Here is a 14,165-nt window from a genome sequence, read left to right on the forward strand (position 1 = left end):
TGTCGACTTTCCCAGCCTCCGGCTGCGCAATCACTCCATGATCACACAGCCTTCGGTGGTGCCGAGCCAACTTCGCGGGACCTCCGAGGCCGGTGGTCCTGGTGCTCAGTTGTCCTGCGGATCCTCGCTGGCGGAGACGCTGGCCTTGAACTCCGAACCGGGCCGGAACTTCGGCACGACCGAGGCGGCGACGTGCACCGGCTCACCCGTCGCGGGGTTACGACCGGTACGAGCCGCCCGCTCGACGCGCTCGAAGACACCGAACCCCGTGATGGTCACCTTCTCACCGGCGGAGACGGCCTCCTGAATCGCGTCGAAGACGGCATCGACGGCCTTGGTCGCGTTCGACCGCCCGCCCTCGATCTGCTGAGCGATTCGATCAACCAACTGGGACTTGTTCACAACAACCTCCGGACGCCCCCCGCGGGCGCGGGGTAGGRAGCAGATCGGGCATCACACTGCGCTGCACCGTAGGCATGTCCACCGGTTAGGGCAATTCCCGTGCGCGTGTCGCGCGACACAAACATGCACGTCAGCGGCCCTTCTAGATCATCCGATGCCATCGGGAGGATGCCGGCGATCCTCCGATGGACTACGTTTCGTAACATTCAATGTTTTTCGCTGACTCCTGCCGGGACCGGTACGGTGGTGGGCARCCAGCCGGGCCGGGTAGCCTCGAAGGCGGTGACGGCGTCCTGGTGGCGCAGTGTCAGGCCCACGTCGTCGAGGCCCTCCAGCAGCCGCCAGCGGGTGAAGTCGTCGATGTCGAAGGCCGCGACGAGCCCGGGCGCGCGCACCTCGCGAGCGCCCAGATCGACGGTGATCTCGATGGTGGGGTCGGCCTCGACCTGGCTGGTCAGCGCCTCGACCGTCGCGGCGGGCAGGGCGACGGCCAACAGCCCGTTACCGAGAGCGTTACCACGGAAGATGTCGGCAAACCTGGCGGAGATCACCGCCTTGAACCCGTAGTCCTGTAGCGCCCACACAGCGTGCTCACGAGACGAGCCGGTACCGARGTCCGGGCCGGCAAGCAGGATCGTGGCACCGGCGTGGACGGGGTTGTTCAGCACGAACGCGGGGTCGGCCCGCCACTCGGAGAACAGCCCGGCACCGAAGCCGGTGCGTTCGATCCGCTTCAGCCACTCGCTGGGGATGATCTGGTCGGTGTCGACGTCGCTGCGCCGCAGCGGCACCGCCCGGCCGGTGTGGGTGGTGAACGCCTCCATCGCGGGTGCGCTCCCTTCGTCGGTGTGAGGTGTCGCGGGGGCCGGCCGGGCTGCCGGTCACGAGGACCGGCCGGGATGGCCGGCCGCGGGGTCAGAGGTCCGCCGGGGCGGTCAGCCGCCCGGTGACGGCGGTGGCCGCGGCGACGGCCGGCGACACCAGGTGAGTACGACCGCCGGGCCCCTGGCGTCCCTCGAAGTTGCGGTTGGACGTGGACGCGCTGCGCTCCCCCGGGCGCAGGGTGTCCGGGTTCATCCCGAGGCACATCGAGCAGCCCGCGCTGCGCCACTGCGCCCCGGCGGCGCGGAAGACCTCGTCGAGCCCTTCCGCCTCGGCATCGGCCTTCACCACCATCGAACCCGGGACGACCAGTACGCGCACCCCGTCGGCGACCCGCCGCCCGCGCAGGACCTCGGCGGCGGCCCGCAGGTCCTCGATGCGCCCGTTGGTGCAGGAGCCGATGAACACCGTGTCCACGGCGACGTCACGCAGCGGCGTGCCCGGGGTGAGCGCCATGTAGGCCAGGGCCCGCTCGACCGAGGCCCGCAGCGCGGGATCGGCGTAGTCGGCCGGGTCGGGGACCCGGGCGGCCAGCGGCGCGCCCTGCCCCGGGTTGGTACCCCAGGTGACGAACGGGCTGAGCTCGGCGGCGTCGATGACGACCTCGCGGTCGAAGGTGGCGTCGTCGTCGGTGGCGAGGGTGCGCCAGTAGGCCACCGCCTCGTCCCAGGCGGCCCCGGCCGGGGCGTGCGGGCGTCCCCGCAGGTGGGCGAAGGTCACCTCGTCCGGAGCGATCATGCCGGCGCGGGCGCCCGCCTCGATGGACATGTTGCAGACCGTCATCCGGCCTTCCATGGACAGCGCCCGGACGGCCTCACCCCGGTATTCGATCACGTGGCCCTGGCCGCCGCCGGTACCGATCCGGGCGATGATCGCGAGGATCAGGTCCTTGGCGGTCACGCCGGCCGGCAGCGCCCCGTCCACGGTGACGGCCATGGTCTTGGGCGGGCGCTGCGGCAGCGTCTGGGTGGCCAGCACGTGCTCGACCTGGCTGGTGCCGATACCGAAGGCGAGCGCGCCGAACGCGCCGTGGGTGGAGGTGTGGCTGTCACCGCAGACGATCGTCATGCCCGGCTGGGTCAGGCCCAACTGCGGGCCCACGACGTGGACGATGCCCTGCCCGGGGTCGTTCATGGGGTGCAGCCGGACGCCGAAGTCGGCGCAGTTCTTGCGCAGGGCCTCGACCTGGGCCGCCGAGACCGGGTCGGCGATCGGCAGCAGCGTGTCGGCGGTCGGGACGTTGTGGTCCTCGGTGGCGATGGTCAGGTCCGGGCGGCGGACGGACCGGCCGGCCAGCCGCAGCGCCTCGAACGCCTGCGGGCTGGTCACCTCGTGGACGAGATGCAGGTCGATGTAGAGCAGGTCGGGTTCGTTGTCGGCACGCCGGACGACGTGGGCGTCCCAGACCTTCCTCGCGAGTGTGCGCCCCATGGCCCACTCCTTCAGGTGGCTTTCTCGGGCCCGTCCGGCAGCGCCGGGCGGGGTGACGAACATGCGGTGCGGATCACTGACCCGGGCCATCCGAAACCTCGTACACCCCCGTGCATCTCATTATTTGGGATGGCAGTATCAATGTGTGGAACAGCTTAGCGGAGTCGGTGTGCTGGACAAGGCGGCCCTTGTGCTGACCGCGGTGGAAACCTCCCCCGCCTCCCTGGGCGACCTGGTCGCCCGCACCGGGCTGACCCGGGCGACCGCCCACCGCCTGGCCGTCGCCCTCGAGGTGCACCGGCTGGTCGGACGCGACCCCAGCGGCCGGTTCGTGCCCGGCCCACGGCTGGCCGCCGGCGGCGCGGCACCGCTGCCGTGGGCCCTGCTGGCCGCCGCCGCGCCGGTACTCGCGCACCTGCGGGACGCCACCGGGGAGAGCACCCAGCTCTACGTACGGCGCGGGGACGTGCGGGTGTGCGTGGCCGCCGCCGAGCGGGCCAGCGGCCTGCGCGACACCGTCCCGGTCGGGACCATGCTGCCGATGACCGCCGGCTCCGGAGCGCAGGTCCTGCTCGCCTTCGGCGCGGACCCGTTCCCGGGCCGGGACGCCCGCGCCCTGCCCACGACCGGGGCCGTGGGCAGGGCCGAGGGCGCGCCGGCGGGGGCTGCGGAACCGCCGGCGGGCGCGGTCTTCGGAGCATCCACCCTGGAACGGGTGCGGCGGCGGGGCTGGGCCGAGAGCGTCGGCGAGCGGGAGGCCGGGCTCGCGTCGGTGTCGGCCCCGGTACGCGACGCCACCGGTCGGGTCGTCGCGGCGCTGTCCCTGTCCGGCCCGGTCGAACGGCTCACCCGCTCCCCCGGCCAGCGTCACGGGGCCGCCGTCGCCGCCGCGGCTGAGCGGCTGAGCGGCTGAGCGGCTGAGCGGCCGGTCCCACCGGTGGCCCTGGGCCCGCTCGTCGAGGCGGGGTAGCGGCCTGCGGCCTTCCAGTACCCGCGGCGGACCCCCTGTACCCGCCGCGGGCTGGCTCCGCCCAACCTGGCGCGGCCGGCGGTGACCCGGCCTCGTCGGGTCACCGGGGGTGAGAACGTCCACGCCTCGTGGGCAGCTCGTGAGCGCCTCGGACGAAGGCGTTCCCGCCCATACCTGTCGTAGTGGGCAGCAGGTGGACCGACGACGTCATCTGTCACATTTGGCGGCCCGTGCTTTCGCCATAAGCGAACGCTCGCAGCGCGGCAACGTTCAGGACGACGAGCGTCCGTCCCCTGTTCGCGATCAGCCCGTCCGACCGGAAGGTCCGCAGGTCCCGGCCGACGGACTCCCGGGACGATCCGATGGCGGCAGCAAGGTCACGCTGTGTCACGCGCAGCGTGATCGCGATACTGCCGTCCGGCTGCCTGTCCCCGTGCCGGTGCGCGAGCTCGAGCAGGTGCCGGGYGAGGCGGATGCCGGTCGGGTACGCGCCCAGTTCCGACCGGCGCCGGTCGGATTCCCGCAGCCGCCGGGTGATCGAGCTGACCAGGGCCCGTACGACCTGGGGATGGGTGGCCACGAACGTCCGGAACGCCTCGGCGGACACGACGACCACCTGCGCGGACTCCACCGCCACGACCGACGCCGACCGGGTCCCGCCGTCGATGACCGCCATCTCACCGATGAGATCACCGGGGCCGCGGTGGGCGAGCAGGGTCTCGTACCCGCTCTCGGCGACGGTCACGACCTTCACGCGCCCGGTCCGCACGATCATCACCAGGTCGGCCCGGTCGCCCTCCCGCAACAGGACGTCGCCCTGCCCGTAGTGTCGGACCGTCCCGAGCGCCTCGAGCGCGAGCCGGTCCCGCGGGCTCATCTGGGCGTGTTCGCGTTCACCGYCGAGCATGCCCACGCCCGTCCGTGTCACCTGCGGTCACGTGTTTCCTTCTGTCACAGAGCTGGTGGCGCAGAGTACCTTTTTGCTCGGGTACAAAAACGGAGGCTGCCACCGGTACAGCGCCGCGACACCGTACCGCCATGATTCTCACACTTTCCGCAATGATCGACGGACTACGCGAGCATCTCCTGCCCGCTAGTGGCGTTTCCGTCATAAGGTCCTGGTCACCGGGCCTGCACCACGGTGTCTGGCCGGGTGTCCCGGCCGGGCATCCCGGCCGGATGTACCACGGCTGATGCGCGCACAGGGGGGAGCACCGGCGATGCGCAGGCTGGGTTCCCGCTACGTTCTGCACCAGCCGCTCGGGAGGGGTGCCAGCGGCGAGGTCTGGCGGGGCGAACGGGTCGACGACGGTACCGGCGACCACGGGCTGGTAGCGGTCAAGATCCTGCGGCCCGAGGTGTCCGACGACCCGGAGATCGTCGACCGCTTCCTGCGCGAGCGCCGGGTCCTGCTGGCCTTCGACGACCCGCACCTGGTGAAGGTCCGCGACATCGTCGCCGAGGGCAGCACCCTCGCGATCGTGATGGACCTCGTGGACGGGACAGACCTGCGCGGCTACCTGCGCGCGCACGGCCGGCTCCCGCCCGCCGAAGCGGTCCGGCTCGTCGGGCAGGTGCTCTCGGCCCTGGCCGTCGTCCACACCGCCGGCGTCGTCCATCGGGACGTCAAGCCGGCGAACATTCTCGTCGACACCAGCGGCGGCGGGCCGGCCCGGGCCATGCTGACCGACTTCGGCATCGCCCGGCTGACCCAGAGCCCGTCCATGACCAGGCTCAGCGTCGCGATCGGCACACCGATGTACATGGCGCCGGAACTCGCCGAGCACACCCGGGCGAGCCCCGCCGCCGACCTCTACGGCGCCGGGGTCGTCCTCTACGAACTGCTGGCCGGACGGCCCCCGTTCGTCGCGCCGAACCCGATCGCCATGATCCGGGCACACGCCTTCGAGGCGCCATCGCCGATCGACGGGATCGACGGGCCGCTGTGGGACGCCGTGTGCCACCTGCTGGCCAAACGCCCCTCGGAGCGGCCCGCCACCGCGGAGGCGGCCCGCCTGGAGCTGCGGGCCGCGCTGGCCGACGGGAAGAAGCGGCACGGCCACGCCTTCGAGGCGGCTGGGCCGCCGGACGGCGGGACCCCGGCGGATCCCGACGCGACAGTCGTGGTCGCCTCGCGGCAGCCGCCCGACGAGGACGACGACCCGGCGACCCTGCTCTCACCGACGGCGGCATCCCCCGCGTACGTGGCGGGCCAAGAGCACGAGGACAAGGACGAGTCGGAGTACACCCGGACCGCCGTCGCCGGGCCGGCCGTCCCACCGGCGGCACGGCCATCGGTCGGGCAGCCACCACCGGGGCAGTCGGCAGCGGCACAGCTGGCCGCGCAGCCGTCGCCGCCGGTGGGGGAACACCCGCGGACGCGGTCCGCCCGCGCCGGTGTCCTGGTCGTGGCCGGTGTCGCGGCCGCCGTACTCGTCGGCGCCGGGTCGTGGGCCCTGGCCGCCGGCCTCGGCGGCGACCGGAGCCCGGACAGTACGACGGCCGCCGTGGCGGGCGGGCCGCTGATCACCACGACGGACGCACCGGACACCGCGGTAGCCACCTCTGGGCCGGGCGCCGCCGGCGGCCCGGCACCGGCGGCGGTTGCCACGGCCGCGGCGGTATCCGCGCTGCCCACCGCGAACCCCACGACGCAGGCCAGCGCCGGGCCAACCAGCGGGCCGGCCGGCCCCGGCGGCGGGCCTGGCGGTGCCCCGAGCACCGCGCCGCCCCCGGCGCCACCGTCATCACCGGCGGATTCCCGGGTGGCGGTGCCGGACGTGCGGGGCATGGTGCTGGGCGACGCGTCCGCGGCCCTGCGCCGGGCCGGCTTCAGCAACATCCCCTACGTGTACGACTGCTACCGCTCCCCCGACACGGGCAATGTGGTGCGCCAGGACCCGGTGGCCGGCACGCGGATCGCGACAACGTCCGCGGTACGCCTGTACCTGCAGGCCAACGACTGCTCGGACGTGCCGAACGTCGTCGGGATGACGCTGGACGACGCCGCGGCGACCCTCAAGAAGGTCGGCTTCACCAACATCCCCTACGTGTACGAGTGCCTGAACTCGAAACAGATCGGGGCCGTCGTCACCCAGTCGGTCGCGCCGGGGACCAGCTACGGCAGAAGCAAGCCGGTGAGCCTGAAGCTGCAGGCGAACAACTGCTGATCACCCAGGCTGGCCGTCACACCGGCCAGCCGTAACGGCCGTCGGTCAGCCGGAACGGTCGATCGGGCGCGGCCGGTTCGACCACAGCGGCGGAGCGGCCCGCAGACCCGACCGGGACTCCTCGGCGGCCCGGGAGCGGGCCTCCTCGTCCGCGCGCGGGCCCGACCGAGCATCGTCCCCCGACGACGACCGCAGGCCCGGCTCGGGGTCCTCGCCCGACCGCAGCCCCGGCCGGACGTTCTCACCGGACCACAGGCCGAGGCGGGCATCCTCACCGGAACGCAGGCCTGGCCGGCCGTTCTCCCCCGGGCGCAGGCCCTGCCGGGTGTGACGGCCGAACTCGCGGGCCAGCGGCAGCGTGGGCCGTTGCGGGACGCGAGCGCCCACCGCGGACCGGTCGAAAGCCGCCCGGACGCCCGCCGAAGGCCGCGGGTCGACCGTGCCCTGACGAGGCACCGCCGCCCACATGTCGACCTCGACGATGATCTCCCCGTCCTCGGAGGCCATCCGCAGCCGCCCGCCGTGGACCTCGACCAGGCGCCGCACGACGTACAGGCCCATGCCCGCGCCGTCGGTCTCCCGGGTGGCCGTCCCGTCCCGCTGGGTGAACGGCTCGAAGAGCTGGCGGATCGTGGCCGGGTCGAGGTCGGGGCCGGGATTGCGCACCCGCAGGATCACCTCGTCGCCCACCCGTCCGGCGATCAGCCGTACCGGCGCTCCCGGCCAGGAGTGCACCAGCGCGTTGTCGACGAGGTTCGCGACGACCTGGTGCAGCGCCTGCCGGGCCATCCGCACGGGCAGGTTGGGCGGGACGTCGACGGTGACGTTGGCGGCCGTCGTCGGCGTGTAGGACAGGGTCGCGAGGACCTCGTTGACGACCTCGGGGAGGTCCGCGACGCTGTTCTCCTCGGTGCCGGTGGCCGTCGCCGCGGTGAGCATGTTCTCCAGCAGCCGGGACAGCCGGTCGGAGTAGCTGACCGCCGAGTCGAGCATGTCGTCGAGCTGCGCCGGGGACATTCTGTCCCGCCGGCGCTTGATGGTGAGCAGGGTCCCACGGATGCCGGTCAGCGGCGTGCGGAACTCGTGGGAGACGGTGGCGACCAGGTCACTGCGGATCCGGTCGGTCTCCTCCAGGCGGGCCATCAGGCTCTGCTGCCCCTCGTAGAGCTGCGCCCGGAAGTGCTCGGCCCGCCGCCGCGCCTGCTCGTTGAAATGCCAGAAGATCACCTGCGCGGCCGCCAGCGCGCAGATGAACGCCGCGCTGACCGCGGCGAACACCCAGGACGACCCGGTGCGCTCGGCCATGACGATCTGGTCGCCCACCACGCCGTTCGCCACGAACACGAACGCGATCGCCAGCAGGTAGACCGTCCAGTCCTCGTACAGGGCGATGAGGGCCACGACCACGAAGAAGTGGAAGTACACCTCGGTCTGCCCGTGCGAGAGGTGGACGAACACCACCGAGCTGCACAGCAGCCCGAGGCTGGTGGCCAGCGCCCGCAGCCGGCGCACACCCGGCATGACGGCCGCGCCCAGCAGCACCGCGGACGGGGCGGTCGAGGCCAGGCCCTGCCAGATCCGGAAATCCTGGTACCAGGCGAAGACAACGATCGCGGGCAGGTGGACGGCCAGGACCCAGACCAGCAGCCGGTGCCGGGCGACCCAGTCCTCGGTGGGCAGGCCGCGCCCGTGCGGCATCCACTCCAGCAGCTCCTCGCCGATCTTACTGGTGACGCTCGCGGGATCCACCGCCGCGGACCGGCTGCCGGAATCCGACAAATCGACACGGCGAACCCGGCCGGCGCGCRCACCACCGTGGCGACGCCGCGCCCGGTCAGGTACAGGGGCCGCGGAGGACATCCGGGCTATCCTGCACCGATCACCATCGGACGCACCATGGCCGTCAAGGATGGTGTGCCATGCCAAGCATGCCTACCTGGGACTAGACCATCTTCACCAGTCCGCAACAGGTTCAAAAGGGGCATGGCGCGGTGCGTGCCCACTTCGACAACCTGTGGGCTGCAAGGTGGCCTTCGGAAGGGCCGCCGTAGGAGGAGGACCCTGTGCTCCCCGTGACCCTGACCGCTGCCAGCCCGACCTGCGCCGCAGCCGCCATGGACCCGACCTGCGCCGGCCCGACGTCCCCGCTCACCCCACTCACTCCGCTGCCCTCGCTCGCCGCGACGACGCAGGCGGTGGCCACGAAGGAGCCGGCCGAGGGCACCGTCCCCCGGCTGCGTCTGATCACTACCGGCCGCCGGACGGGTGAGACCGTCCACGGCCGCGGCGGCCCGAGCTCCTGCGGCTGCCGGGAGTGCGCGATGGCCCGTCATCCCGCCTCCCTCCCCCGTCTCGCGGTAGTCCGATAGCCCCGGTGGTCCGATAGCCCGATCGGGTGGTGCCGTGCCGGCCCGGCTGGCACGGCGGCCCGACAGAGCCGTCTCACAGCGCCACGGATATCGCTTCGCTCACAGCAATCGACCTGATGTCGATGACGACCTGTCAGATCAACAGGTCGTCCCGCGTGAAACCGGGTTCGGCAAGCACCTCGTCGAACAGCACCCGCTCACCTCCCTGCCTGGCCGCACACGTCGTAACGCTGCCCCGTGAGAACGCCTCGCGGAGGCTGCCTCCGGCGCGGCGTTATCGCGAGATCGCGCTGTCGGAGATCAGCGTAACCGCGCACGGATGGGCTCCACCAGAGGTCAACGCCAGAACCTGGCGAGGTATCTGGTGCGGCCGGCCGCCGCACGAGCGGCACAACGGATCGGACGCGGAACAAAGGCCGCCGACCATGATCACTCAGGTCGACGGCCTTTGCCATCCCTATTCCGATGTAGCCCCGACCGGATTCGAACCGGCGCTACCGCCTTGAGAGGGCGGCGTCCTAGGCCACTAGACGACGGGGCCGAACTGTTCTTTTCTCCATCTTCAAACGGCCCTCACTCTACAGCGAGGAACATCTGAAGCTGGGGTACCAGGACTCGAACCTAGACTAACGGAACCAGAATCCGTTGGGCTGCCAATTACCCCATACCCCAAGGCTGCCCTTGCGGGCGAGGCCCACTGTACCGCATCCGCACGGGGAGCAGGGCGGCAACCGCGCCGACGCTCCGTCGGCGCGCCGGCCCGGCTCCCCGGGCCCGCCAGCGCCGCCCGGCATACCGGCCACAGGCCGGCCACACGCCGGCCAAGCCGCTCAGGCCGCTCACCGGTCAGGCCGGTCAGGCCGGTCAGGCCGGTCAGGCCGATGTCAGCGGGCCACGACCGGGTTGGTGAGCGTGCCGATGCCCTCGACCGTGACGGCCACGGTCTGGCCGGGGTTCAGCGGGCCTACGCCGGCCGGGGTCCCGGTCAGCAGCAGGTCGCCGGGCAGCAGCGTCATCGCCGCCGACATGTAGGCGATCAGCGACGGGATGTCGTGCACCAGCAGCTTCGTGCGTGAGTCCTGCCGCAGCTCGCCGTCGACGGTGGTGCGGATCGCCAGGTCGGAGGCGTCCAGATCGGTCTCGATCCAGGGGCCGACCGGGCAGAAGGTGTCATGCCCCTTGGCCCGGGTCCACTGGCCGTCCGCCTGTTGCTGATCACGCGCGGTCACGTCGTTCGCGCAGGTGTACCCCAGGACGACGTCCAGCGCGCGGGCCGCCGGGACGTCCCGGCACAGCCGCCCGACGACGATCGCAAGCTCACCCTCGTAGTCGACCCGGTCGCTGTCGGCGGGCAGCGCGACCGGGTCCCCCGGCCCGACCACGCTCGTCGACGGCTTGAGGAAGAGCACCGGGCGCTGGGGCACGGCGTCCCCGCCCATCTCCCGGACGTGGTCGGCGTAGTTCTTGCCGACGCACAGCACCTTGCTGGGCAGCACCGGCGCGAGTAACCGCACGTCGCCGAGCGCGTGCCGGGCCCCGGTGAAGCTGAACGCGCCGAACGGATGGGGGGTGATCGTGGCCACGGTGGCCTCGCCCGTCTCGACCGAGCCCTCGACGACGCCGAAGGCCGGTTCCGTCCCGTCTGTGAACCTCGCGATACGCACCCTGCCGACGTTAACCGGCCAACCCGCGGCCGGCGAAGCCGGTGGGGCTGCCGAAACGGCCCGTTCGTCATCCAACGGGCGGCGGAGGCCACAATCGCAGGAGGGCGTGGGACCGGTTTCGCATGCCCTCGAATCACGCATACCCTCAGCCGCGCACCCCAGTGCACGCCCGCCCTCAGTGCACGTCCACACAGCGCCAGTCCGGAAGGAGCCAGGTGAGCGAGATCACACCCGTCTACGATGTCGGCGCGCCGGAGCCGAAGCCCATCGACGAGGAACTGAGCGTCAAGCTCGGCCACCTCGCCGAGGACGCCATCCTGCGCGGCAAGCCCAACGGCACCGAGCGGTGCGACAACTGCCTGTACTACCTCGACACCGACAAGGACATCACCTACTGCTGGCACCCCAAGCTGCGCATCCTCGTCGGCGGCGACTGGTGGTGCCAATGGTGGGAGGAGATCGAGGAATAACCCCAAGGGTCCGCGGCCCGTTCCCGACGGGTCCGGTCCGCGGCCTGCTCCCATCCATAGATCGTCCATACGTTGGCGGCCTGTCCCGTCAGCGAGCAGCCCGGCCGGYTGACGAATGTCAGCCCGGTCGGCGGGCGTCAGTCCAGTCCGTCCGCGAACACGGCGAGGGCCGCGGCGAGCGTGTGATCGAGCAGAGCGGCTACCTCCGGCCAGCGGGCTTCCGGCTCGTCGGTGTACACGAACGTCGCGCTCTCCGTTTCGGTGGGCCGTAGGGCCTGTACCGGCAGAACCCGCCCACCCGGACCGGCCTCGTCAACCGGTGCCGGTTCGGCATCCGCGACGATTTCAGCAAGGACGGTGAGCGCAAGCACTCCGGTTTCACCATGCCCGACCTTCTGGATGACGGCGACGAAACGCAGGGTCTGCTTCAGCACCCGCAGGCGAAGGTTCGTCCACCAGGTTCCGTCACGGAGATTGACGAAGAAGTCGGCCTCGCGCGCCGCCCGTATGATCTGCGCCCGCCACCAGTGCGCCTCGGGCTGCGGAGGTGCCCCTGTGTGCACCTTCGCCCGGGTGTCCTCATCAATCGCGGAAAACTCCGTCCGGATGCTTTCACCCAGATCCGTCAGGTAGTTCACGACAAGGTTCTGGAGCCGTCGAGCAAGATCCTCGGCCCGCTCCTTCTTGTTCTGGTCGCTGCCCTGTCGGACGGCTCGCAGCCGTCCGACGTAGGAACGGGCGACGTCCACCGCTCCCGCGCCATCCGTCTCGGGCCGGGCGGGACGCTCGAGCTCCGATCGGAGAGCCACGATCTCCAGCCGGGCGAAGAGGCGCACGAGGTCGCGCAGATCACCGTCGTTGGCGCGGTCGAGCGCGGCGATGTAGTCGGCGCGGGTGAAACGGTCGACGACCAGCGGCGCGTATTTCGACCGCAGCAGCACCAGAAGCGTCAGAGCGCGGGCGACCCTGCCGTTGCCGTCCTCGAACGGATGGATACCGATGAAGGCGTGATGCAGCCAGGCTGCCCGCACGACGGGATGGGTTCCTACCGACTCCCGGTAATAGACCAGCAGCCGGTCCATTTCGCTTTGGACGTGCTCCGGCGGGACGTACTCAAGCGTCGTGTCGTCCGGCCGGCGGACATGATTGGGGTGTTCCTTCCATGCGCCGTGACGCAGGGGTACCTTGACGGGCCGGCCGAACGCCGTCGTCGCGTCGTAGGTCGCCTGCCGGCCGCAGATCGCCGTGTGCACCCGGCGGACCAGCGTGATCGAAAGATCCTCCCCGTCACGCACCGCATCCGCGAGAAAGGTCAGGGCGCCGAACTGGGAGCGGATGATCTCAAGCACATCCTCGTCCACCCCGCCGTTACGGGCCGCCACCTCGGCCGTGAGGCCCTCGGCGACCAGCGCCTCGGTCACGCCCCACTCGACGTCGTACAGACGCTCGATGATGCCGGTCTCGATGGCGTGACGCCGCAGGCTGCGGTACCGGGCCGCGGTGAAGTCCTCGTGGCTCGCGGTGGCCACGGCTTCCTGCCAGGCCCGCTGGAGCGCGTCGACCGTGGCGAGGGCCTGCGCGAGGTCGCCGTTGACCGTCGGCACCGGACGCACCTCACGCCAGGGGATCACACGACTGTCAACCACGATCAAAGTCTACCGGCCCCCAAACGGACCGATCATGACGCATGCACGCCAGTAGGCACCGGGGAAGCCCGGACTCGTCATATCAGCCCACCCGCGATCTCCGGAAAGGCCATCGCCGACGTTGTGGGCTTCTCCCGCTGTGATCGACCTCTTCCGGAGGGCCTATGTCGAGGCCGATTCCACGTGCTACCCGCGCCGCTTCGTCCAGCATCGCACTGCCGCGCTCACGGTCGTCGCTACCGGACAGGAGCTGGCCGAGCTGCATGAGCKAAATCACGAGATCATGCTGCTTGCCGGCATTGACCGGATCCGCCTCCGCCAACCGCCTGGCAATCGCCAGATCCAGTTCATAGTAGGCACGCGCCTGATCGATTTCCCCCGATTTCACGGCCAGCGCCGCAAGCCTGTCGTAGGAGATCGACAGGTCGCGTTGCGCCTGACTATCCGTCGGATCCGCCTCCGCCTCCGCCAACCGCCGGGCGGAGGYGACCATGGTGTCGCCGCGCTCCCACGCCGCCGAGGTGATACCGATGTTCAGCAGCGCGGCGAGTTCCCGATCGACAAGCTCGAGAAATCCCCGGCTGTCCGGCGGTACCATCGGCACGACCTCGCCCAGCAGCGCGGCCACCGACGACTCGCCCGTGAGCATCTCGGCGACGTCCAACGTGAATGCGACGACGTCGTCGAACCTGTGCTGGGCACTGCGGTGGCGGGCGACCTCCACCACGTCGGCGAAATCCCCGCGTCCCGCATCGAGCCGGGCCAGCCGCATGCGCTCTGCCCTACCGTGCCGCTCTGCCCGGGTCTCGGGCTCGACGTCGACGAGCCGGGCGGCGATCCACGGGTGGACGAGCACATCGCCGTCGAGACGTAACAGCAGTGTCCGGTCCGCGAGCCRCATAACCGCCGATGAGACCATCCGACGCCGCTGATCGTCAGGTTCTTCACCCAGCTAGGYGAATGCAAGATCGTCGGCTGACATGGGAACGTTCGACACCGCCGCATGGAGCAGCAGTGAGCGCTCATCGGCGGTCACTGTCGCGAGCAGCAACTCCAGGACGATGTCGCGGCTGCCGAGCAGCAGAGCATCATCCACCGCCCGATCGAAGGTGCGATCCTCGGAGAGATCGACGCCGAGTTCGTCGGCCAGGCCCACGATCC

Annotated in this window: 13 protein-coding genes and 2 tRNA genes; 4 read left to right on the forward strand and 11 right to left on the reverse strand. The window is 71.1% G+C overall.

Going from position 1 to position 14,165, the window contains the following annotated elements:
• Nucleotides 1-105 precede the first annotated feature (105 nt).
• From BL254_RS07680 to leuC, 3 genes are all read right to left on the reverse strand, one after another.
• The gene (locus BL254_RS07680) at nt 106-402 is read right to left on the reverse strand and encodes an HU family DNA-binding protein (RefSeq protein WP_013874863.1); all 297 of its coding nucleotides are present in this window, start codon (nt 400-402) and stop codon (nt 106-108) included.
• Nucleotides 403-608: 206 nt separating this feature from the next.
• The gene (gene leuD, locus BL254_RS07685) at nt 609-1,226 is read right to left on the reverse strand and encodes a 3-isopropylmalate dehydratase small subunit (RefSeq protein WP_076842933.1); all 618 of its coding nucleotides are present in this window, start codon (nt 1,224-1,226) and stop codon (nt 609-611) included.
• 91 nt (nt 1,227-1,317) lie between these two features.
• The gene (gene leuC / locus BL254_RS07690; RefSeq protein WP_076842963.1) at nt 1,318-2,715 is read right to left on the reverse strand and encodes a 3-isopropylmalate dehydratase large subunit; all 1,398 of its coding nucleotides are present in this window, start codon (nt 2,713-2,715) and stop codon (nt 1,318-1,320) included.
• A gap of 145 nt (nt 2,716-2,860) precedes the next feature.
• On the opposite strand from leuC, the gene BL254_RS07695 reads away from it, so the two are divergent.
• Entirely contained in the window at nt 2,861-3,628 is a 768-nt protein-coding gene (locus BL254_RS07695) for an IclR family transcriptional regulator (RefSeq protein WP_047221347.1), read from the forward strand.
• A 271-nt stretch (nt 3,629-3,899) separates the two neighbouring features.
• Here BL254_RS07695 and BL254_RS07700 read toward each other — a convergent pair whose 3' ends face one another.
• Nucleotides 3,900-4,592 carry a Crp/Fnr family transcriptional regulator gene (locus BL254_RS07700; protein WP_076842964.1) on the reverse strand — a complete coding sequence of 231 codons (693 nt, stop codon included), beginning with the start codon at nt 4,590-4,592 and terminating at the stop codon, nt 3,900-3,902.
• 313 nt (nt 4,593-4,905) lie between these two features.
• Here BL254_RS07700 and BL254_RS07705 point away from each other — a divergent pair, with 313 nt between their 5' ends.
• Nucleotides 4,906-6,855 (forward strand): serine/threonine-protein kinase, encoded by a 1,950-nt coding sequence (locus BL254_RS07705; RefSeq protein ID WP_076842934.1) that lies wholly within the window; start codon nt 4,906-4,908, stop codon nt 6,853-6,855.
• Nucleotides 6,856-6,900: 45 nt separating this feature from the next.
• On the opposite strand, the gene BL254_RS07710 is transcribed toward BL254_RS07705, so the two are convergent.
• Nucleotides 6,901-8,715, reverse strand: a complete 1,815-nt coding sequence (locus tag BL254_RS07710; RefSeq protein ID WP_076842935.1) for a sensor histidine kinase KdpD — start codon at nt 8,713-8,715, stop codon at nt 6,901-6,903.
• Nucleotides 8,716-8,918: 203 nt separating this feature from the next.
• On the opposite strand from BL254_RS07710, the gene BL254_RS07715 reads away from it, so the two are divergent.
• A complete protein-coding gene (locus BL254_RS07715) occupies nt 8,919-9,224 on the forward strand; it encodes a hypothetical protein (protein WP_013874870.1) in 306 nt (101 codons plus the stop codon).
• Between the two features lie 468 nt (nt 9,225-9,692).
• Here BL254_RS07715 and BL254_RS07720 read toward each other — a convergent pair.
• The 3 genes from BL254_RS07720 to BL254_RS07730 form a co-directional block, all read right to left on the reverse strand.
• Nucleotides 9,693-9,765: transfer RNA gene (locus tag BL254_RS07720), tRNA-Glu, on the reverse strand.
• 59 nt (nt 9,766-9,824) lie between these two features.
• Nucleotides 9,825-9,896 (reverse strand) — tRNA-Gln (locus BL254_RS07725).
• A 212-nt stretch (nt 9,897-10,108) separates the two neighbouring features.
• A complete protein-coding gene (locus tag BL254_RS07730) occupies nt 10,109-10,888 on the reverse strand; it encodes a fumarylacetoacetate hydrolase family protein (protein WP_047221344.1) in 780 nt (259 codons plus the stop codon).
• Nucleotides 10,889-11,103: 215 nt separating this feature from the next.
• Between BL254_RS07730 and BL254_RS07735 the strand changes: the two genes are divergently transcribed.
• A complete protein-coding gene (locus BL254_RS07735; protein ID WP_047221343.1) occupies nt 11,104-11,358 on the forward strand; it encodes a hypothetical protein in 255 nt (84 codons plus the stop codon).
• Between the two features lie 137 nt (nt 11,359-11,495).
• On the opposite strand, the gene BL254_RS07740 is transcribed toward BL254_RS07735, so the two are convergent.
• The 3 genes from BL254_RS07740 to BL254_RS07750 all read right to left on the reverse strand — a co-directional run bounded on the left by BL254_RS07740 (nt 11,496) and on the right by BL254_RS07750 (nt 14,160).
• Entirely contained in the window at nt 11,496-12,962 is a 1,467-nt protein-coding gene (locus BL254_RS07740) for a Fic family protein (protein ID WP_162233154.1), read from the reverse strand.
• Between the two features lie 124 nt (nt 12,963-13,086).
• Nucleotides 13,087-13,905 carry a hypothetical protein gene (locus tag BL254_RS07745; RefSeq protein WP_076842936.1) on the reverse strand — a complete coding sequence of 273 codons (819 nt, stop codon included), beginning with the start codon at nt 13,903-13,905 and terminating at the stop codon, nt 13,087-13,089.
• Between the two features lie 51 nt (nt 13,906-13,956).
• Nucleotides 13,957-14,160, reverse strand: a complete 204-nt coding sequence (locus BL254_RS07750) for a hypothetical protein (RefSeq protein ID WP_076842937.1) — start codon at nt 14,158-14,160, stop codon at nt 13,957-13,959.
• Between the last annotated feature and the right edge of the window lie 5 nt (nt 14,161-14,165).

The organism is Protofrankia sp. BMG5.30 (assembly GCF_001983005.1).
Taxonomy (GTDB): domain Bacteria; phylum Actinomycetota; class Actinomycetes; order Frankiales; family Frankiaceae; genus Protofrankia; species Protofrankia coriariae.